General features: G+C 72.1%; 20 protein-coding genes. 8 read left to right on the forward strand and 12 right to left on the reverse strand.

The window, feature by feature from the left end; translation table 11 throughout:
* The first annotated feature begins 19 nt into the window (after positions 1–19).
* The 4 genes from cbiQ (at position 20) to DY218_RS32485 (ending at position 4,478) form a co-directional block, all read left to right on the forward strand.
* Positions 20–781: a cobalt ECF transporter T component CbiQ gene (cbiQ, locus tag DY218_RS32470; protein ID WP_128559771.1), complete on the forward strand. Its 762-nt coding sequence runs from the start codon at positions 20–22 to the stop codon at positions 779–781.
* Positions 778–1,695: an energy-coupling factor ABC transporter ATP-binding protein gene (locus tag DY218_RS32475; RefSeq protein ID WP_128559772.1), complete on the forward strand. Its 918-nt coding sequence runs from the start codon at positions 778–780 to the stop codon at positions 1,693–1,695. Before cbiQ ends, DY218_RS32475 begins: the two co-directional genes overlap by 4 nt.
* 654 nt (positions 1,696–2,349) lie before the next feature.
* Positions 2,350–3,933 carry an MFS transporter gene (locus DY218_RS32480; protein ID WP_233522013.1) on the forward strand — a complete coding sequence of 528 codons (1,584 nt, stop codon included), beginning with the start codon at positions 2,350–2,352 and terminating at the stop codon, positions 3,931–3,933.
* 47 nt (positions 3,934–3,980) lie between these two features.
* Positions 3,981–4,478 (forward strand): FBP domain-containing protein, encoded by a 498-nt coding sequence (locus tag DY218_RS32485; RefSeq protein ID WP_128559773.1) that lies wholly within the window; start codon positions 3,981–3,983, stop codon positions 4,476–4,478.
* Between the two features lie 97 nt (positions 4,479–4,575).
* Here DY218_RS32485 and DY218_RS32490 read toward each other — a convergent pair whose 3' ends face one another.
* Positions 4,576–5,430: a phosphotransferase enzyme family protein gene (locus tag DY218_RS32490; RefSeq protein WP_128559800.1), complete on the reverse strand. Its 855-nt coding sequence runs from the start codon at positions 5,428–5,430 to the stop codon at positions 4,576–4,578.
* Positions 5,431–5,652: 222 nt separating this feature from the next.
* On the opposite strand from DY218_RS32490, the gene DY218_RS32495 reads away from it, so the two are divergent.
* Complete coding sequence (locus DY218_RS32495) at positions 5,653–5,994, forward strand: helix-turn-helix domain-containing protein (RefSeq protein WP_128559774.1); 342 nt, start codon at positions 5,653–5,655, stop codon at positions 5,992–5,994.
* Positions 5,995–6,057: 63 nt separating this feature from the next.
* Here the strand turns inward: DY218_RS32495 and DY218_RS32500 are convergent, their stop codons facing one another.
* The 3 genes from DY218_RS32500 to DY218_RS32510 all read right to left on the reverse strand — a co-directional run bounded on the left by DY218_RS32500 (position 6,058) and on the right by DY218_RS32510 (position 8,496).
* Positions 6,058–6,996 carry a hypothetical protein gene (locus DY218_RS32500; protein WP_128559775.1) on the reverse strand — a complete coding sequence of 313 codons (939 nt, stop codon included), beginning with the start codon at positions 6,994–6,996 and terminating at the stop codon, positions 6,058–6,060.
* 491 nt (positions 6,997–7,487) lie between these two features.
* Complete coding sequence (locus DY218_RS35535; protein WP_325052038.1) at positions 7,488–7,625, reverse strand: DUF397 domain-containing protein; 138 nt, start codon at positions 7,623–7,625, stop codon at positions 7,488–7,490.
* A complete protein-coding gene (locus DY218_RS32510) occupies positions 7,582–8,496 on the reverse strand; it encodes a helix-turn-helix domain-containing protein (RefSeq protein ID WP_128559801.1) in 915 nt (304 codons plus the stop codon). Before DY218_RS32510 ends, DY218_RS35535 begins: the two co-directional genes overlap by 44 nt.
* Positions 8,497–8,654: 158 nt before the next feature.
* Here DY218_RS32510 and DY218_RS32515 point away from each other — a divergent pair, with 158 nt between their 5' ends.
* Positions 8,655–9,077 carry an ATP-binding protein gene (locus tag DY218_RS32515; RefSeq protein ID WP_325052039.1) on the forward strand — a complete coding sequence of 141 codons (423 nt, stop codon included), beginning with the start codon at positions 8,655–8,657 and terminating at the stop codon, positions 9,075–9,077.
* Positions 9,078–9,111: 34 nt separating this feature from the next.
* Here DY218_RS32515 and DY218_RS32520 read toward each other — a convergent pair whose 3' ends face one another.
* The 8 genes from DY218_RS32520 to DY218_RS32555 all read right to left on the reverse strand — a co-directional run bounded on the left by DY218_RS32520 (position 9,112) and on the right by DY218_RS32555 (position 16,467).
* The gene (locus DY218_RS32520) at positions 9,112–9,549 is read right to left on the reverse strand and encodes a glutaredoxin domain-containing protein (RefSeq protein ID WP_199566926.1); all 438 of its coding nucleotides are present in this window, start codon (positions 9,547–9,549) and stop codon (positions 9,112–9,114) included.
* A 15-nt stretch (positions 9,550–9,564) separates the two neighbouring features.
* A complete protein-coding gene (phzG, locus tag DY218_RS32525; RefSeq protein WP_128559778.1) occupies positions 9,565–10,221 on the reverse strand; it encodes a phenazine biosynthesis FMN-dependent oxidase PhzG in 657 nt (218 codons plus the stop codon).
* 249 nt (positions 10,222–10,470) lie between these two features.
* Complete coding sequence (locus DY218_RS32530; RefSeq protein WP_128559779.1) at positions 10,471–11,511, reverse strand: ABC transporter substrate-binding protein; 1,041 nt, start codon at positions 11,509–11,511, stop codon at positions 10,471–10,473.
* A gap of 98 nt (positions 11,512–11,609) precedes the next feature.
* Entirely contained in the window at positions 11,610–12,386 is a 777-nt protein-coding gene (locus DY218_RS32535; protein ID WP_128559780.1) for an ABC transporter ATP-binding protein, read from the reverse strand.
* Between the two features lies 1 nt (position 12,387).
* Positions 12,388–13,512, reverse strand: coding sequence for a FecCD family ABC transporter permease (locus DY218_RS32540; RefSeq protein WP_128559803.1), 1,125 nt, complete (start codon positions 13,510–13,512; stop codon positions 12,388–12,390).
* A 35-nt stretch (positions 13,513–13,547) separates the two neighbouring features.
* On the reverse strand, positions 13,548–14,567 hold the full coding sequence (locus DY218_RS32545; RefSeq protein WP_128559781.1) for a pyridoxal-phosphate dependent enzyme: 1,020 nt from the start codon (positions 14,565–14,567) through the stop codon (positions 13,548–13,550).
* Positions 14,525–15,613 carry a GHMP family kinase ATP-binding protein gene (locus DY218_RS32550; protein WP_128559782.1) on the reverse strand — a complete coding sequence of 363 codons (1,089 nt, stop codon included), beginning with the start codon at positions 15,611–15,613 and terminating at the stop codon, positions 14,525–14,527. The genes DY218_RS32545 and DY218_RS32550 overlap by 43 nt, the downstream gene beginning before the upstream one ends.
* Positions 15,610–16,467 carry a Rossmann-like domain-containing protein gene (locus DY218_RS32555; RefSeq protein WP_128559783.1) on the reverse strand — a complete coding sequence of 286 codons (858 nt, stop codon included), beginning with the start codon at positions 16,465–16,467 and terminating at the stop codon, positions 15,610–15,612. Before DY218_RS32555 ends, DY218_RS32550 begins: the two co-directional genes overlap by 4 nt.
* Positions 16,468–16,747: 280 nt before the next feature.
* On the opposite strand from DY218_RS32555, the gene DY218_RS32560 reads away from it, so the two are divergent.
* Positions 16,748–18,016 (forward strand): MFS transporter, encoded by a 1,269-nt coding sequence (locus DY218_RS32560; RefSeq protein ID WP_407703715.1) that lies wholly within the window; start codon positions 16,748–16,750, stop codon positions 18,014–18,016.
* 165 nt (positions 18,017–18,181) lie between these two features.
* Positions 18,182–18,661 (forward strand): PH domain-containing protein, encoded by a 480-nt coding sequence (locus DY218_RS32565; protein ID WP_158574181.1) that lies wholly within the window; start codon positions 18,182–18,184, stop codon positions 18,659–18,661.
* The last annotated feature ends 39 nt before the right edge of the window (positions 18,662–18,700 follow it).

Here is an 18,700-nt window from a genome sequence, read left to right on the forward strand (position 1 = left end):
GCGCGCGGCCCCGCACGCCATGCTCCCCATCGACGAGGCGGCGCACAGCAGCCGCTGGCGCCGCCGCCACCCCGTGGACAAGGCCGTACTCGGACTCGGCCTCACCGTCCTGGCCATCTCCCTGCCCCCGTGGCCGGGCGCCGCTCTCGTCCTCGTCACGGCCCTGACCACCCTGCTCGGCCCGGCCGCCGTACCGCCCCGCCGACTCTGGCGCGCCTACCGCGTACCCCTCGGCTTCTGCGCGACCGGCGCCCTGCCGCTCCTGGTCCAGGTCGGCGGCCCGGGCGGCTTCTTCGGCCTGGCCGAACACGGCCCGCAGCACGCCGCAGCGCTCCTCCTGCGCACCTCCGCCGCATCGCTCGGCGTGCTGCTCTTCGCGTTCACCACCCCGATGTCCGACCTGCTGCCCCGCCTGGTCAGGGCCGGGGTGCCGGCGCCCGTCGTGGACGTCGCCCTGGTCACCTACCGGATGAGCTTCCTGCTCCTGGACTCCGTACGGCACATCCGCGCGGCGCAGGCCGCACGGCTCGGGCACACCACGCGGGCGGCGACATGGCGTTCGCTCGCCGGACTCGGCGCGACCGCGTTCGTCCGCGCCTTCGACCGCGCGTCCCGCCTGCACCAGGGCCTCGCCGGCCGCGGCTACGACGGCACCCTGCGCGTCCTGGTCCCCGAGACCCGCATCTCACCCCGCTTCGTGACCACGTCCCTCGCACTCCTCGCGGCGCTCGTCACGCTCACTCTCCTCCTGCCGTACGTACTGGAAAGGCTGCTGCCGTGACCGGACCCGGCCACCGCCACAAGCCCGCACCCCCGCCCCTGGTCGCCCTCCGCTCCGCCTCCTTCGCCTACGAGGGCACCCCACCCGTCTTCGAGCAGCTGGACTTCGCCGTGCACGAGGGCCGGGCCTGCGCCCTGCTCGGCCGCAACGGCAGCGGCAAGACCACCCTGATGCGCCTGCTCAGCGGTGGACTCCGCCCGACGGAAGGGGAGTTGACGCTCGACGGCGAGGCCGTGCCGTACCACCGCAAGGGCCTGACCCGCCTGCGTACGACCGTCCAACTCGTCGTCCAGGACCCGGACGACCAGCTCTTCGCCGCCTCCGTGGCCCAGGACGTGTCCTTCGGCCCGCTCAACCTCGGCCTCCCCGACGCCGAGGTCCGCACCCGCGTCACCGAGGCCCTCGCCGCCCTCGACATCACCCCGCTTGCCGACCGCCCCACCCACCTCCTCTCCTACGGCCAGCGCAAACGCACCGCGATCGCCGGCGCCGTGGCGATGCGCCCCCGCGTCCTGATCCTCGACGAACCGACCGCGGGCCTCGACCCCGACGGCCAGGAACGCCTCCTCGCCACCCTCGACGCCCTCCGCGCCACCGGCACCACCATCCTCATGGCCACCCACGACGTGGACCTGGCCCTGCGCTGGGCCGACGCCGTCGCCCTCCTCACCCCCACCGGCCTGCACACCGGCCCACCCTGCGAAACCCTCGCCGACCCCGCCCTCCTGCGAGCCGCGGGCCTCCACCTGCCCTGGGGCATCGCGGTCACCCAACTCCTGCGCCGCCAGGGCCTGTTGCCCTCCGGAGCGGCAGGCCCGCACACCCCGGACGAACTCGCCGCCCTGATCCCGCGCCCGGACACTCCGACGACTCCGACGACTCCGACGACTCCGACGACTCCGAGGCGCCGATGACCGCCGGACTGCGGCGACTGCGCCGACCGCCGCGAGACGGCGGTCGGCGGGGTGCTGTGCGGGCGGGACGGAAATTCGGTCACGCTCCGGCGCCGATGGGATAACCTGTCCGGGATTTCGCGCGGCAGGACCACTGCCGCCCCACTCGGCGCGCTCGGCGTCGACACGCACCGCGTGCCCTGCCCGGAAGGAGGCGAGAGACATGGACCGTGCCGAATGCGTTGTGGCCATAGTTGCTTCCGGCCGTGTGCCTTCCCTCCTCTGCGGCGCGCGGTAATTCTTCGCTCTTCCCCCTTCTTGCTTCTTGTCCTCGGCATCCTCATCGTCTTGATCTTCCTGAGCTGCCGCGTCACGAGATGCCCAGGCCTGCTCGGTTCGTAGCCGCGCCGGCCGCGGGGCCGCGCGCCCGAAGACGGGCCCTTCTCCTGCTGGTCACCGTGATCTCCCGGCGCTCTGTGCCGCACGACCGGCAGGAGCGCCGGCGTGAGTGACACGCGGCTGGCGAGGCAGGCCCCGGGTGCTGTCCGCGGTTCCCGCTGCCCCCATCGCCATGCCGTGTCCCCGTGCTGCGTACACCGGCCCGTCGTGACCCCTGCGACCGTTCCCGGCCGGCTGTCCCCGACAGCGCCTCGACACGAAACATGCGTGATCGCCATGAGCAAGACGAGCAAGCTGAGCAGAACGAGCAAGCTGAGCAAGACACGTCCCGGAGGGGAATCCCTCCCGCCCACCTCTTCCACCCCTTCCACGGCCACGACTCCCGCACCGGACCCCGCGTCCGCACCGGACCCCAAGCGCTGGTGGGCCCTGGCCGTCATCGCCCTGGCCCAGCTGATGGTGATCCTCGACGGCACCATCGTGAACATCGCGCTGCCCTCCGCGCAGGACGCCCTCGGCATGTCGGACGCCGGCCGCCAGTGGGTGATCACCTCCTACACCCTTGCCTTCGGCGGGCTGCTGCTGCTCGGCGGCCGGATCGCCGACATCGTGGGCCGCAAGCGCACCTTCGTCATCGGCCTGGCCGGATTCGCCGCGGCCTCCGCCCTCGGCGGCGCGGCGACCGGTCCCGGGATGCTGTTCGCGGCACGCGCCCTGCAAGGCGCGTTCGCCGCGGTCCTGGCGCCCTCGGCCCTGTCGCTGCTCACCACGACGTTCACCGAACCCAAGGAGCGGGCCCGGGCCTTCGGCGTCTACGGTGCGCTGGCCGGCGGCGGCAGCGCGGTCGGCCTGATCGTCGGCGGCCTGCTGACCGAGTACCTGAACTGGCGCTGGTCCCTGTACGTCAACGTGCCCATCGCCCTGGCCGCCCTGCTCGGCGCACCGGCCTTCCTGCGCGACCGCTCCGGCCGCCGCGGCGGGCACCTGGACGTGCCGGGCGCGCTCCTCGCCTGCGGCGGGCTCGTCGCGCTCGTGTACGGCCTCAGCGAGGCCGAACCCCGCGGCTGGACCAGCCCGTCGGTGCTCACCCTGCTCGTGACCGGCGGGCTGCTGCTCGCCGCCTTCGTGTGGTGGCAGAGCCGCGCGGCGAACCCGATGCTGCCGCTGCACATCGTCAAGGACCGCGTCCGGGCCGGATCGCTCGCGACGATGGCCTTGGCCACCATCGGCATGTTCGGCGTCTTCCTGTTCCTGACGTACTACCTGCAGGTCGTCCTCGGCTACCCGCCGGTGCGCACCGGCCTGGCCTTCGTGCCGATCTCGGCCGGTATCGCCGTCGCCGCGGCCCAGATCGCGCCCCGCCTGCTGCCCCGCACGGGGCCGCGCATCCTGATGTCGTCCGGCATGGTCCTCGCCGCCGCCGGCATGGTGCTGCTCAGCCGCCTCACCGTGCAGGCGAGTTACGTCCCGCACGTGCTGCCCGCCCTGCTGCTGCTCGGCCTGGGCATGGGCCTGACCTTCATGCCGGTCTACGCGACCGCCACCGCCGGCGTGCCCGCACAGGACACCGGGGTCGCCTCGGCCGCCCTCAACACCGTTCAGCAGATGGGCGCTTCGCTCGGCACCGTACTGCTCAACACCATCGCCACCGGCGCCACCAGCCGCTACATCCACTCGCACGCGGACGATCCGGCCGGCGGCGCGAGCCTCGACGAAGGCATGGTGCACGGCTTCTCCGTCGCCTACTGGTGCTCGGCGGGCGTCCTGCTGCTCGCCGCCGTGGTGGCGGCCGTCACCGTACGGCCCAGGACGCCGCAGCCCGCCGGAAGCGACGCACCGGCCCGGCGAGCCGGGACGTGACCCGTCACCGCCGCCCCACCGTCGACCGCACCTCCCGAAGGACCCCCATGAAACCCCTGACCGAACACGACATCCGCACCTCCTTCGTCAACTGCTCGAAGGGCGAGGCCAAACGCCTCCCCCTGCCCAAGAACCTGACGGACCTCGACCACTGGGACGACCTGGACTTCCTGGGCTGGTTCGATCTCTCCGCGCCCGACCGCAGGTATCTCGTCGTCGAACGCGGCGACGAACTCGTCGGCCTGTCCCTGCGCTCCGTGTCCGGCAACCGCGGCTTCCTGCGCCGCAGCCTGTGCTCGCTGTGCCTGACCACCCATCCCGGCAGCGGCGTCTCCCTCATGACCGCCCCGAAGGCGGGCCGGGCCGGCCGCGAAGGCAACTCGGTGGGCCTCTACATCTGCACCGACCTGGACTGCTCGCTGTACGTACGGGGCAGGAAGAAGGCGGCACCGGGCGGGCGCATGGAGGAGTACCTGACCGCCGAGCAGCAGATCGAGCGCCTGCGGGGGAACATCGACACGTTCGTGGAGCGGGTCTTCCACTGAGCCGAGACCGGCAGCGGCCCGACGGCCATCGAGCAGAGCCCCGATGGCCGTCGGCGCCGAGCCGGCATCCGGCCACCGACGACGTCGGACTTATTACTCACTCCGCCAAGCGCTGCGCATCCCCGACCGCCGCCCGGACCTGCTCCAGCCACTCCTCACCGAGCCGCCGCCCGTCCGGGAACCGGTCCTCCCGATCCCACCGCCACACGGTCACGATCGCCGGCACCAGGATCCGGCAGACCCGCAGCAACTCCGCATCCACACCCGGGTAGTACGCCCCGACCTCCTCCGGCGCATGAGCCAGATCGAACTCGACGGGGCCCCGGCAGACCGTCTCCAGATCGATGAACATCGGCCCGTCCGCCGTGGCCAGCACATTCCCGGGATGCGGCTCACCGTGCAGCAACTGCTCCGCAGCCCCGCGCTCCTCGACGTACCGCCGCAGCGTCCGCAAGGTGTCCCCGAGCAGCTCCCGCCCCGCATCGTCCAGCTCCGGCGTACGACCACGATCGGCGACGAGCCGCTGCGCCGCCTCCACCCGCTCGGTGAAGTGCGGTGCAGCCACGTCCAGTTGACGCAGCCCGCCGTGCAACTGCCGAAGCGCCCCGGCATACGCATCCGGCGACACCTCCCGGCCGGCCTCCGCCCCCTCGTAGTACGTCCACAGCGTCACCACGAACCCGTCCCGCTCATGCACACACCGCCCACCCCGAGCATCGAGCCGCCCCACCACCGGACACCCGACCTCTTCCAGCCCCCGCGCAAGGCCCACCTCGAACTCCGCCACCTGATCCCCGAGGGGCGCCACCCGAGCCACCACATCACAGGGCACCAACCGCACGGTCAACTTGTTGGAGTCGTGCAACACCACCACGTCCCCCACCTCGAGCCCGACCTCCGAGGCGATCCCCTCCACCACGGCCATGGCCTGCTGTCCCGCATTCACCTGCATCCCTGACGAGCCTCCCACCTGGTCCATCGGCGCCTCCTGCCCGATTGTCGCCACGCACCTGCCGCTCAGGCATATACATATCGACGAGCCCACCACCCTTGCTGAACCGTATGCGCGACACCTCGGGGACGGTCTGCGGGAGCTGCGTTTCGACGTCGGCCACGACAGCGCGCGCGCTCCACGCTGTGTTCAGTCGTAATGCCTGAGGAAGGGAGAAGGCCGATGAACCACGCACGATGGAAGCTCGCTCGCGAACGCAAGATTGCAGAGGGCTACACGGAGTCCGCAGAGACAGAGGCCATGCGCGCCGAGATCAGGCTCGCCTTCGATCTCGGTCAGCTCGTGTACGACAGCCGCACCGAACTAGCGCTGTCCCAGGCCGAACTGGCTGACCGGGCAGGCATGTCACAGCCACAGATCTCCACCATCGAGGGTGGCGGCACCGTGCCGACCCTGCCGCTCCTCGCCCGGCTCGCCAAGGGCCTCGACGCCTCGCTCAACATCGCGATCGACAACGGCACGTCCACGTTCACCATCACGCCGCACACGGGCGCCGCGGCCTGAAATTCCCCGCCGTCGTAGGCCGAGGCTGCCACCTCTCGGACCACGGGACACCTCGCCGCCGGGTCAGGCCGCTGCGGCGGTACGGGGGCGCCGGGCCGTGCTGCAGGCGCGGCAAGTGCCCGGGGCGGGGGCGCGGAAGGCGCGGTCGCAGTCTTCGCAGTTCTGGAGTGGGGGTACGCCGGGGTGCGGCTCGGGTGGTGGTGGCGCCGGGAGGGGAGTCGCGCGGAGGCGGAAGGCGAGGATCGCGGCCGGGCGGGTGAAGAAGCTGGCCGGCAGGCGGTTGGTGAGTAACTCGGTGATACGGGCCGCGTCCACGCCGGCGTCGAACCACTCCGACACGGCGGGCGCGAGCCGCGCGGCCTCCGGCGCGGAGAGCACCAGGCGGGGGTCGGTACGGCGGAGGGCGGCGAGGACGGCGATGGCTCGGGGGTCGGGTGGGGGCGAGGGACGGCGGGGGCTGCGATCCGCTTCGTCGGTCCGTCGCGCGGGCTCGGGTGTTGCGCGCTCGGAATCGGGCTCGGTCGGCTCTCGCCTGTGAGGCGGCTCCGGCTCCGGCTCGGGATCCGGCTCGGGATCCGTGGTGGGTGCCACCGAGGCGGCCTCGCGCTTCGCCACCACCTCACCGCCCGGCACGTCGTAGAAGAACGTCCGCGTACGCACGCTCCCGTCGGGCATCCGCTCGCGCCGCCGCTCCAGGTAGCCGGCCGCCTCGAGCTCCCGCAGCGCCCGCGAGATCAGAATCTCGCCCTCGCTGAAGTGCGCACACAGCGCGCGGATACTGACGGGCGCCCCGTCCGGCAACGAGAGGATGTACGCCGCCACCCCGATCGTCACGGCACTTCCGCCGCGCTGCACAAGGGAGTTGGCGATGACGGTGAAGTCGGAGGTCAGCCGGCTCCGGACGTGAATCACCCCGGAGGACGGGCGTCCGTCGGACGGAGTGCGGGGCGCCGGACTGCCGGCGGGTGCGCGCAGGCGCGCGTTAGACTGCGAGTAAGCCATCGGGAAGGCTCTTCTTCCTGATCGGTCAGGCCCTCGTTCGGGATTGCCGTCCCGGCGGGGGCTGATTTTTTTCGGTTGTTGTGTGCCGTTGCGGCGATTTCAACCCTACGCACGGGAATCACCGGAAGACAGGAATCCGTCGGACGGATTACCGGGCGCCGGACACTCGGCGGGGGTGCGCAGGCGCGCGTTAGACTGCGGATCAGCCATTGGGAAGGGTCTGCTTCCTGATCGGTCAGGCCCTCGTTCGGGATTGCCGTCCCGGCCGAGGGCCGAAGTTTTGTGTGGTTGTGGGGAGTTGCTGCGGCGAACGTAGCCCTTCGCATGTGCCCGCGGCAAGCGGGTCACTCAGACGGGTGACGCGGGTCCGGAGGGTGGGTGGGAGGGCAGTTCTTTCCCAGGTTCTTTGGGGGACGTCGCGTACGACCGGGACGTGGTCCACCGGGACCCGGTGCCCCCAAAACCCGGTGCGCGACCGGGACTTGGTGCACTCAGCCCCGGTGGCCCGCCGCCCTCACCTCCCCGATGAACGCCTCCCACACACCGGCCGTGAACGTCAACACGACGCCGTCCGGCACCTTGCTGTCACGCACGGGGACGAGGCCGGGGTGGCCGTCGGCCACCTCCACGCAGTTGCCGCCCTCCTGATTGCTGTAGCTGCTCCTGCGCCAAGCGGCGGCGTTCAGATCGAGACGGGACTCTCGCTGCACGGTCGTTGTCCTCCATCACGGATCGGATCAGGTCGAGGGACATCAGAGGGGGCAACGATGCCGCCCGTAGTCGATCGTAGGAGACGGAAAACCTTCTGACTTCGTCTGGTTCCTCAAAGAGTTGGCCGTGATGAGCGCCCTCGGCGTAGGCGACCCTCGACCCGTCCGGGAGGCCGAGGACGGTGATCGACCCGCCCATCGCATCGTGCATCCCTTGGTCGAACGGCAGAACCTGCACCGTGACCCCGGGGACCCCAGCGGCGTCGATCAGCCGCTCCAACTGTCTGAGCATGACGGCGGCACCACCCACAGGGCGTCGAAGCACCGCTTCATCCAGCACGACCCAAAGCTCAGGCCTGTCCGCAGAGTTGAGCCGCTGCTGGCGACCCATGCGTGCTGCGACGCGTTGCTCCAGCTGGGCTTCGTTGTTCAGCGTCAGGCCGAAGCTCAGCACGGCGCGTGCGTACTCCTCCGTCTGAAGGAGCCCCGGGACCACGTGGGCCGAGTACTCACCGATCTCCACCGCCCGCTCCGAATGCTCCATGAACGCCCGCGACCAGTCCGGAAAGGACTCCCGGTACACGTACGGCCACAGCTCGACGAGGAGCTGGTCGCCGCCGAGCGCCGCGTCGAGCGCGCGGGCCAGCTCCAGGGTCGGCTTCGCGCCCGAGGCGCGCTCGATCTGGGTGATGCGCGTGGCCACCACGTGCGTGCGGCGGCCGAGTTCGGCCTGGGTCAGGCCCGCTGCCGTACGGAGTCGACGTACCCGCGCACCGAAGAGCGCGGCCATCGACCCGGCGCCCGCGTCATCTGCCTCAACTTCCTTGGCCAAAGCGTCACTTCCGACCTTACGAGGTGAACGGTAAGGCTCCCGCCCCTTCCGAGCGTAGGCCCGACGGCCGACGGTTGTGCACGGAACGTGACGACCCATGGACGGACGGATGCATCGTGCTCACACCCGCGCGCCTGCAGGCTCAATTCGCCTCTTCGCCGAGAGGAGCACGACTGGCCCGCCGCGCCGCAGTGCGTCAGCTGGCGACGTGGGGCCACCCGCCGGACTCGGACGTCGCGTGCGAAGTAGGGCTGGTGGTCGCGGAGTTGGCCGCGAATGCCGTGCAGCACGGACGCGCGCCCGGCCACCGTTTCGCCCTCTGCATCACCCACGACCCCGCGTCCACACTGATCCGCATGGAGATCGCAGACGCCACCGGCTCGCGCCTGCCACCCCTAGGCCCGCCGACACCCGCCTGCCCCACGGCCGAATCGGGCCGCGGCCTCACTCTCGTCGACACCCTCGCCACCCGCTGGGGTACGACCCCACGCGACCCGCTCGGCAAAACGGTGTGGGCCGAGATCCGCTACGACGCATGAGCGAGCGGCGCCCGACCACCGGCCGGAGGCCCGGTCACCGGGAGGCGGGGAGCTGGTCGCGTACCCATGCGGGGTCGGGGTTCGTATGCGGCTCGCCCTCGACGACGACCGTCGGCACCGTCTCGTTGCCGTCGTTGGCGGCCCTGACCTCCGCCGCGCCGTCCGGGTCCCGCCAGATGTTGACCCAGTGCAGCCGGCCGGCCTTGCGGCCGAGGCGGATGCGCAGTCGGAGGCAGTACGTGCAGCCGGGCCGCCAGTAGACGACGGGCCGGCCGTCGTCCGCGCTGCGGCGCCGCGCCTCGGCGGCGTCGACCGAACCGGGAAAGATCAGCGGCGAGTTGAAGACCGCGAGCACCAGGAACAGCACCAGAAGCGACACGGCCGTCCCGCCGTCCCCGCGGGCGAACAGCGCAACAGCAATGCCCACGCCACTGAGCGCGAGCAACATCGGCAGCATCCAGACACGCTTCACAATGCTGCAGCGTACCTACGGCTGCAGCCGCTGGTGGCTCCACGTACCGGCCTCATCGGTACGGTCGTACCGCAGACGTCGGTGCATGCGGTCCGGGCTGCCGTACCAGAACTCCACGCAGCGCGGCACGAGCCGGTAGCCGGTCCAGTCGGCCGGGCGCGCGATCCCGGCCCCGGCGGTGACCGCATCCTCCGCCCGCCGCCGAAGCTCCTGCTCGTCGACCAGCGGGCGGCTCTGCCGCGAGACGGCCGAGGCGGCCTGCGCCGCCGGCGGACGGTGGGCGAAGAGCTCGTCGGACTCCTGCGCGCCGAGCAGCTCCACCGAGCCCTGCACGGTGAGCTGCTGCAGCGTCTCGCGCCAGTAGAAGGTGAGCGACGCCCATGGATTGGCGGCGAGATCCTGCCCCTTGCGGCTGCCGGAGGAACTGGTGAAGATCAGTCCCCGATCGTCCGCGTCCTTGACCAGCAGGACCCGGCTCGACACCCGCCCCTCGGCGTCGGCGGTGGCCAGCACCGCGGCGTACGGCTCACGCACCTGCCGCGCGACGGCCGACGCCAGCCACTCACGGATGAGCCCGCCGGGCACACTCGGCGGCGCATCGAACTCCGGGAGCACGAGGCTCGCGTCCCCACTCAGGGTCTGCGCCTCCGCCGACTGCGCCGCATCCGCCATGAACAGCTCCCAGATCTCGAGACCACCCGTACGGCACGCAACCTACCCGGCGGGCGTGCCGGCGTACGACGCGGTCAGAGCCGCTGCGCGTCGGCGACTGCGGTCTAGACGCCCTTACCGGTACCGGGCTTGAAGTCCGGCAGGTCCTCGGTCGGGATCCCGTTCCGGATGCGGGCCGATTGTCGGCCGGGAGCGCAACGGACGCAAAGGGCGTGAAGGGTGTGAAGGGCGTGAATGGCGGCGTGAGGCTCAACCGTCCAGCCCCCGCAGGTACTTCGCGAACTTCTCCAAGCCGTCGATGTTGCGGGGGCCGCTGATGCCCTCGTTGTAGTCGAGGATGAAGAAGTGGTTCTTCTCGACGGCCGGGAGGTGCTTCGTGTGCGGGGACTTCTTCAGGAAGTCGATCTTCTTGGCGGCCGGTTGGTCGCCGTAGTCCAGGATCATGATGACCTCCGGCTCGGCCTTCGCGACGGCCTCCCAACTGACCTCGGTCCAGCGCTCGTCCAGGCCGGCGAAGATGTTGCGGGCGCCGGCCGACTTGATGATGTCGTTCGGCGGGACCTGGTTGCCGGCCGTGAACGGCTCGTCGGTGCCGGAGTCGTAGAGGAAGACGGGCAGTCGAGGCCCGGACGCGCCCTCCTCGGCCTTCGCCTCGACCGCGCGGACGCGCTTGCGCAGATCGCCGACCACCCGGTCCGCCCGCTTCTGCACGTCGAAGATGCGGCCGAGCCGGTCCAGGTCGGCGTACAGACCCTCGAACGGGGCCTTTTTCTCCGGGTACTTGGGGTAGTTGTAGCAGGACTCGGTGTGCATGAAGCTTTGGACGCCGAGCTTGTCGAGGATCTCCGGGGTGATGCCGCGCTGGTCGCTGAAGCCGGAGTTCCAGCCCGCGACGACGAAGTCGGACTTCGCGTCGACGACGATCTCCTTGTTCAGCAGGTCGTCGCTGAGCTTCTCGACCTTGGCGTAGTCCTCCGCCCAGGGGGACTCGGACACGGGCGGGTTCGCCGGCGGCATCACATAGCCGTGCACACGGTCGGCCAGGCCGAGCGAGAACAGCTTGTCGGCGCTCCCGCCCTCGTACGCGACGGCCCTGCGCGGCGTGCGGTACTCGACCTTCTCGCCGCAGCGCTGCACGGTGACCTTGCGATCGGCGGACTTGTCGCCGGAGCTCCCGGAACCGGAGTCCACCGATGCGCCGCAGCCGCTGAGGAGCAGGGCGCCGGCGAGGGCGGTGGTGAGAGCGGTGACGGTCGGAGTGGCGCGGAACGGCAGAGGGGATCTGGGCATGGGACGGGCCTTTCATGGCTGAGTACGAGAAGGAGGGAGGGAAAGGGGGAGAGCAGAGAAGAAGGGAGAGAAACAGAGAGAGAAGGGGGCGGTCCGCCTCAACCCCCGGTCGGTGTAAGCGAGTAGAGAAGCTGCGGATCCCCCGACCCGGGATGCGTCACGACCTCCGCCGACACCCCGAACACGTCCCGTACGAGACCGGCCGTGAGGACGTCCTCGGGTGCGCCGGAGGCCACGAGCCGGCCCTCGGACAGCACGCCGATGCGGTCGCAGGCCGCGGCCGCGAGATTGAGGTCGTGCAGGACGACGAGGACGGTGAGGTCGGCGCCGCGCAGGAAGGACAGGAGCTCCACCTGGTGGCGTACGTCGAGGTGGTTGGTCGGCTCGTCCAGGACCAGGATGCGCGGCTCCTGGGTCAACGCCCGGGCCAGCAGCACTCGTTGACGCTCGCCCCCGGAGAGCGAGAGCACTCCGCGTGCGGCCAGGTGGCGGATGCCGAGGCGGTCCATGGCCGCCTCGCACAGCTCGCGTTCGCGCGGTCCGAGTGCCGCGTTGCCGCGCAGGTGCGGGGCCCGGCCGAGGGCGACGACCTCCTCGACGGTGAAGTCCAGGTCCACGGCGCCGTCCTGCGTCATCGCCGCGACGAGCTGTGCGCTGCGGCGCAGCGAGAGCCCGCTCAGGTCGTCGCCGTCGATCCGTACCGCGCCCGCGCTCGGCCGCAGCGTCCGGTACACGCACCGCAGGGCGGTCGACTTTCCGCTGCCGTTGGGGCCGACCAGGCCGACGACGCCACCGCTCGGCACATCGAGGGACAGCTCGCTGACCAGGCTCCGCCCGTCGGTGACGACGGTGAGCCCGTCGAGTTGCAGATCCATCTCAACGGCCCCCGAACACATAGGACTTGCGGCGCATGAGCCCGATGAAGACCGGCACTCCGACCAGTGCCGTGATCACCCCGAGCGGCAGTTCGCGCGGCGCGGCGAGGGTGCGCGCCACCAGGTCGACCCACACCATGAACACCGCCCCGGCGAGCGGCGCGACGACAAGCACCCGGGAGTGGGTGGCCCCGACGACCATCCGCGCCAGATGCGGCAGGATCAGTCCGACGAAGGCGATCGCGCCGCTCACCGCGACCATCACACCGGTGACCAGGGACACCAGGACGAGCAGCAGCCGCCGGTGCCGGTCGGGCCCGATGCCCAGACTGGTCGCCGTCTCGTCACCGAGCGCGAGCAGGTCGAGGGCGCGGCTGGAGCGGTGCAGGAGTACGACACCGAGTACGACCACGGCCGTCACCAGGGGCAGCGCGCCCCAGCTCGCGGCGCCGAAGCCGCCGAGCGTCCAGTGCAGGATGGTGCTGGTCGCCTCGCCGTCCGGAGCGAAGTAGACGATGACGCTCATCACCGCCTGGAAGCCGAACGACAGGGCCACACCGGTCAGTACGAGCCGCAGCGGCGACAGCGCACCGCCGCGCCCCGCCGAGGCCGCGTACACCAGTACGGACGCCGCGAGCGCCCCGACGAAGGCCCCGACCGACACCGCGTGGATGCCGAGCACCGCGAGCCCGCCGGTCACCGTGACCAGGACCGCGCCGACCGACGCCCCGGAGGACACCCCGAGCACGAACGGGTCCGCGAGCGCATTGCGCACCATCGCCTGCACGGCCACCCCGACGGCGCTCAGACCCGCCCCGACCAGCGCGGCGAGCAGCACCCGCGGCGTACGGATCTCCCACACGATGCGGTACGTGGTGAGCTCGTCGGCGCCGATGCTGCCGCCGCTCAGCGCCGCCCACAGGTACCGGACGGTGTCCTCCGGTGCGACGACGGCGGCGCCGAGACCGATGGCGACCACGACGGACAGCAGGAGAAGGGCGCCGAGCACGGCACAGAGCGCGAAGAGGCGCGGGGGTGAGGCGAAGAACCGGCGGCGGGAGCCGGTGCGGGGTGCCTGGGCCGCCGGTGGCGCGGCGGTCGGCTCCGCGGTGACGGGAGGTGACATGGCGATGGGCCTTTCGGTCACGTACGTACGCTCGTTCACCCGGCCGTGACCGTGGCGGTCGCCGGGCCGGCCGCGTGCTGCCAGTCCATCCGGCACCAGGGCAGGGCGAGTTGGTCCTGTGAGGTGACGGTGAGCGGGGCGAGGTCCTCGACCGCCGCGGCCTCCCGGTGCCGGGCGAACACGCTGTCCACGTACCGGTGGCCGGTGTCCGCGGCGATGAAGACGGTGGTCCGCCCGGGTTCGAGACCGGCCTCCCAGCGGGCCGCGAGATATGCGGCGCCGGTGGAGAGCCCGGCGAAGACGGCGTGCCGGCGCAGCAGATCGACACTGCCGGCCAGTGCGGCCTCGAATGCCAGCCAGTGCACGGTGTCGTAGAGGTCGTGGTGGACGTTCCCGAAGGGGATGGAGCTGCCGATGCCGGCGATGATGATCTCCGGGTCGGCGATGTGGTCACTGCCGAAGGTGAGACTGCCGTACGGCTGCACCCCGGTGAGCCGCACGTCCGCTCCGGCCGTCCGCAGGCCTTCGGCGAGCGCCCCCGTGGAGGCGCCCGAACCGACGCCGCCGACCAGGGTGATCGGGTCCGTGCCGGTTTCGCGGCGGAGGCGTTCGGCGACGGCCCGGTAGCCGAGGTAGTGCACGGCGTCGTGGTACTGCCGCATCCAGTGGTACTCGGGGTGCTCGGCGAGGATCTCCCGGATGCGGGCGACCCGGCGCTTCTGGTCGAGGCCGAGATCGCTGCTGGGCTCCATCTGCTCGAACGTCGCGCCGAGCACCGCGAGTTGGGTGCGCAGTGTGTGGTCGACGGTGGTGGAGCCGACGATGTGGCAGTGCATGCCGTGCTGGTGGCAGGCGAGTGCGAGTGCGTAGGCGTAGATGCCGCTGGAGCTGTCGATCAGAGTGTCCCCGGGGCGTACCGCTCCGGTCTCCAGGAGGTGTTCGACCGCGGCGACGGCGGAGACGACCTTCATGGTCTCGAAGCGCAGGCAGACGAGACGGTCGTCGAGGCGTATCAGGTCCGGCCGGCCGACGGCCTGGGCGATGTGCTGATCCATGCGGGGACTCCTCGGGGCGGTCGGGCGGGCGCCGGGCCGGTCGTCGCGGCGGTGGCTTGGGTATGTGCGGCCGTTGGCTCGGCGGTTGTGCCGGCCGGCGGTTCGGCGGTTGTGCCGGCCGGTGGCGTGAAGATGCGGGTGACGGGCAGGCCCTCGTACTCCAGATCCCGGGTGCAGGCGCGGAGTTGATGCCGGAACGCGGGCGCGTGCGGGTCGAGGAGCAGCCCGGCGACCGACCCGCTGTGTGCGATCTGCACACCGAGGGCGCCGTGCCGCGCGGCGACCCGGGTGAGGGTGCCGAACTCGCCGTGCCGCAGGCGCTGTTGGCCCACCCGGGCGCTGGCCGTGGCCACCGCGCCGAGCAGTGCGGGGTTGCGCTGGGCGACGGCCCGGCGCAGCTGGCGGCGCAGCCGCTCGAAGTGCCGTACGTCGGCCCGGTCGTAGCGGGTTTCGGGCAGGGACAGGGTGTCCACCGGCGCCCCGCCGCCGAGCGCGCAGCCGACCACCACGATGGGCGGCAGCGCCTCGCCGAACACCTCGATGACCTGCCCCTCCCGCTGGGCGAACAGCTGGGGACGCCGGTCGTGCATCAGCGGATCGCAGGCCAGCTCGGCCCGGACTGCGAGCCGGGCGATCGCGGCGGGTGCGAGCCGCCGGCCGAAGGCGTCCGCCACGGCGCGCACGGAAGCGATGACATCGCTGCTCGAGCTGCCCATTCCGAGACCGAGCGGCACACCGGACCGGATCGTCAACCGGCCGCCGCACAGTGGCAGTTCGGGTTCCGTCGCGGCGAGCGCCGCCAGGGTGAGCGAGGCGGCGCGCAGCGCCTTCGTACGGTCGGCGGGCCGCACCTCGAGCTCGCCCGGCGCCCGGCCGGCGTCCCGTACGAACTCCGCCGAGCTGCCCGGCTCGCTCATCGGCAGCGTCACCAGACCGGGGCAGGGCCTGCCCTCTGCGTCCCGGAAGACGCCCTGCAGGATCTCGCCGTGGTGACAGGGGGCGTGACCGGTGCCGGTGCCCGTGGCGGCGGCGGACCGGGATGTCACGACCGGCCCCCGGCCGCCCGGTACCGGTACAACGGCGTGGGATCCGCGCTGAACTGCGAGAACGGAAAGGGCTCGGCGGACAGCGCGGTCACCCCGGCGCCGAGGAACTCCCGGGCCACGGCGGCACCGGACTGTGCATACACCACGAGCGGCACCCCGCGCTCACGGCAGCGCGCCAGGATCGTGTCGAAGCTGCCGTTCCCCAGCGTCATCCCGGTGGCGACGACGGCATCGGCGGTGTCGAGGACCTGCCGCATGTCGTCGGTGACGGCGTCGCCCCACTGCGTCGTCCGCAGGTTGAAGTCACAGGGCAGCGGCTCCCCGCCGCGCTCCCGGATCGCCGCGACCAGCGGATTGACCACACCGATCAGGCCGACCTTCGCGCCCCGCGGGGCGTCGATCAGCTCCGCGATCGCGGCGTCCCGGGCCACCGCCCTCACCTCCGGCGGCCCCGCGGGCAGCGTCACGGTCTCGGGATCCAACTCCTCGCGGTGCGGCCGGAGTTCGGCGAGATATGCATCGAGAGCGGCGATCCGCAGAGGGAGCGGGCCCTCGCGCAGCAGTACGTCGAGCGGGCTCCCGGAGGCGTCGCGGCACAGCTCGGGCCCCACCTCGCCCGCCTCGAAGGCGCAGGCGCCGAACGATCCGCCGAGCCGGACGAGCAGGTACTGGTTGAGATACGTCACGTCGCCGCCCGCGAGCCGGGTGCCGTGGTGCGCCCAGAACACGCTGGTGGCGGTCAGACCGGCCGGCTCCGGGCCGAGCCGGCCGGCGAGTGCGGTCCGGAAGAGGGCGTCGGTGCCGGCCGGTTGCGTATCGGGCGGTGCGGTCGGCGGCGGGGCGGTCCGGTCCAAGGGGTGCTCCTTGTGTGGTGCGGGGTGGGCGGGTCGGGGCCCGGGTGCCTGTCGTGCGGCGACCGAGCCAGAGGTACTGTAACGACAATCGTTTTCGATAAGCTACCCCGGGTCGCCGCGGGACCCGGGTGCGGCGCGGCGGCGGACGTCGCGGCGGAAACCTTCAACGGCCTTGTGCAGCAAGGCATTTGCAGGCCCGCGGCCCGACCGCGGGACCTGCTCCCGCACCTCCGGAATGTGATTCGCCGAACCCTCGACCGACCGACAGGAGCCCCGAACCGTGACAGCCCCACCCCCGCAGCTCCCGCCCCCGGACGCCCCGCCGCAGGCCCGTTCCGTACTCCTCGACGCCGCCTTCCTGCGCCTGTGGGCGGGCACGACCGCATCCGGACTGGCCACCTGGGCGCTGCCCTTCGTCCTCGGACTCGGCGTGCTCGAAGGCACCCTCTCGGCGTCCGGACTCGGCCTGGTCCTTGCCGCCCGTACGGGAGGGTTCCTGCTGGCCGTGGCGGTCGGCGGCGTACTGGCCGACCGCCACTCGCGCCGCGCCGTAGTCCGCTGGTCGGGACTCGCTGCGGCCGCCGCGGCGCCGGTACTCGCCGCGGGGCTCGACCACTCGCTGCCGCTGATGGCCGTGGCGGCGCTCGTCGCGGGCGGCGGCCAGGGCGCCTGCCGCCCCGCCTTCCAGGCGCTGACCGCCGAAGTGGTCGACGCCGACCGGCGCCAACAGGCCAACGCCGCCATGACGCTCGCCGTCCGGGTGACCACCCTCCTCGGCCCGTCCCTGTCCGCCCTGCTCGCCGTCGTCCTCGACGTGCGCGCGCTGCTCCTCGGCATCGGACTCGTCTGGCTGGCGGCGGCGCTCGTCCCGGGGCCGGGGTCGGCGGCACCCACCCCGGCGCACGTCCCCCAACGCTCTTCCCTGCGCGCCGAGTTCATGGAAGGCGTCCGCGAGGCCCGGCGGCACCCCTGGTTCGTGGCCGGGCTCGCCGCCCTCACCACGGTGATCGCCACCGGATACTCCGCGACCGGGGTCGCCCTGCCCCTGATCAGCCACGAGCGCTACGACAGCGGCGCGGTCCTCGCCGCGGCCATGACCGCGTACACCCTCGGGGCACTCGGCGGAGCGCTGATCATCGCCCGGGTGCGCCCGCGGGCGCAGGGCTGGTCCGCGCTGGCCGGCCTCGCGGTCTACGGCTTCGCTCCGCTGAGCCTGATACTTCCGGTGCACCCGGCGGTGATCGTGGCGGCGTACGCGCTCGCCGGCCTCGGCATCGAGCTCTTCAACGTCCCCTGGTTCACCGCGATCCAGCGCGAGGTCGCCCCCGACAAGCTGGCCCGCGTCTCGTCCCTCGACTTCCTCCTCTCGTACGGCCTCGCCCCCGTCGGCCTCGCCCTCATCGCCCCGGCCATCGACACCTTCGGACCCCGCCCGGTCCTGGCCGCCTGTGCCGCGGCCTGCTTCCTCGCCCCGGCGCTCGCTGCCCTGACGCCCACGGCCCGCCACTTCTCCCGTACGGGGGTGGGGGAGGTCGGCACGAAGGGCTGAGGTGCCCCCGGTCGCGGTGCACCATGGTCACTGCGCGCGGAGAGCGGGCGTACGGACTCATGCGGGGGAGCGGGTATGGAGGGCGGGCGGCGCAGGCTGCGGCATCGGTGGCGGAGTGCCGTCTGGTGGGCGGGCTGCGGGTGGGCGCTCCTGATGCTGGGGGTCATGGTGCGGATGGACCTCGTGGGGACCTCCTTCGAGCCGGATCCGCCCGCTCCCGGCCTCCACGAGTATGCGAGCTACGCGTTCGCGGGTCTGCTCGCCGCGTTCTGTGCACGTGCCGCACTGCGGGGCGTCGTGCTGCGTCCGGACGCTGTCGCGGTGGTGGGCCTCTTCCGCACCCGGCGCGTGCGCTGGCAGGACGTCGTCGAGGTCGAACTGGCGCTGCGTACCGGCGGATCGACGTCCGGCCGCTGGCGGGTGGCGCTGCGGCTCCGCGACGACACGGCCCGCTGGATACCGTCCTTCCTGCACGGCTCGATGCACCGCGGCAGCGAGGAGTTCCCGCCGCCCGGCGACCGCACCCGCTACGGCCAGGTCTTCCACCGCGCACCGCCCGACGCTCCCCGCGAACTGGCCCGGCTCCACCATGAGTTGCGCCTCGCCTGGCACGCCCGCACCCGGGCGGCGCCGGACGCCGGCTAGACCACGAGGGCCCCGCGGACGTGCTGTCCGCGGGGCCCT

The sequence above is a fragment of the Streptomyces triticagri genome, from assembly GCF_003429565.1.
Lineage (GTDB): Bacteria > Actinomycetota > Actinomycetes > Streptomycetales > Streptomycetaceae > Streptomyces > Streptomyces triticagri.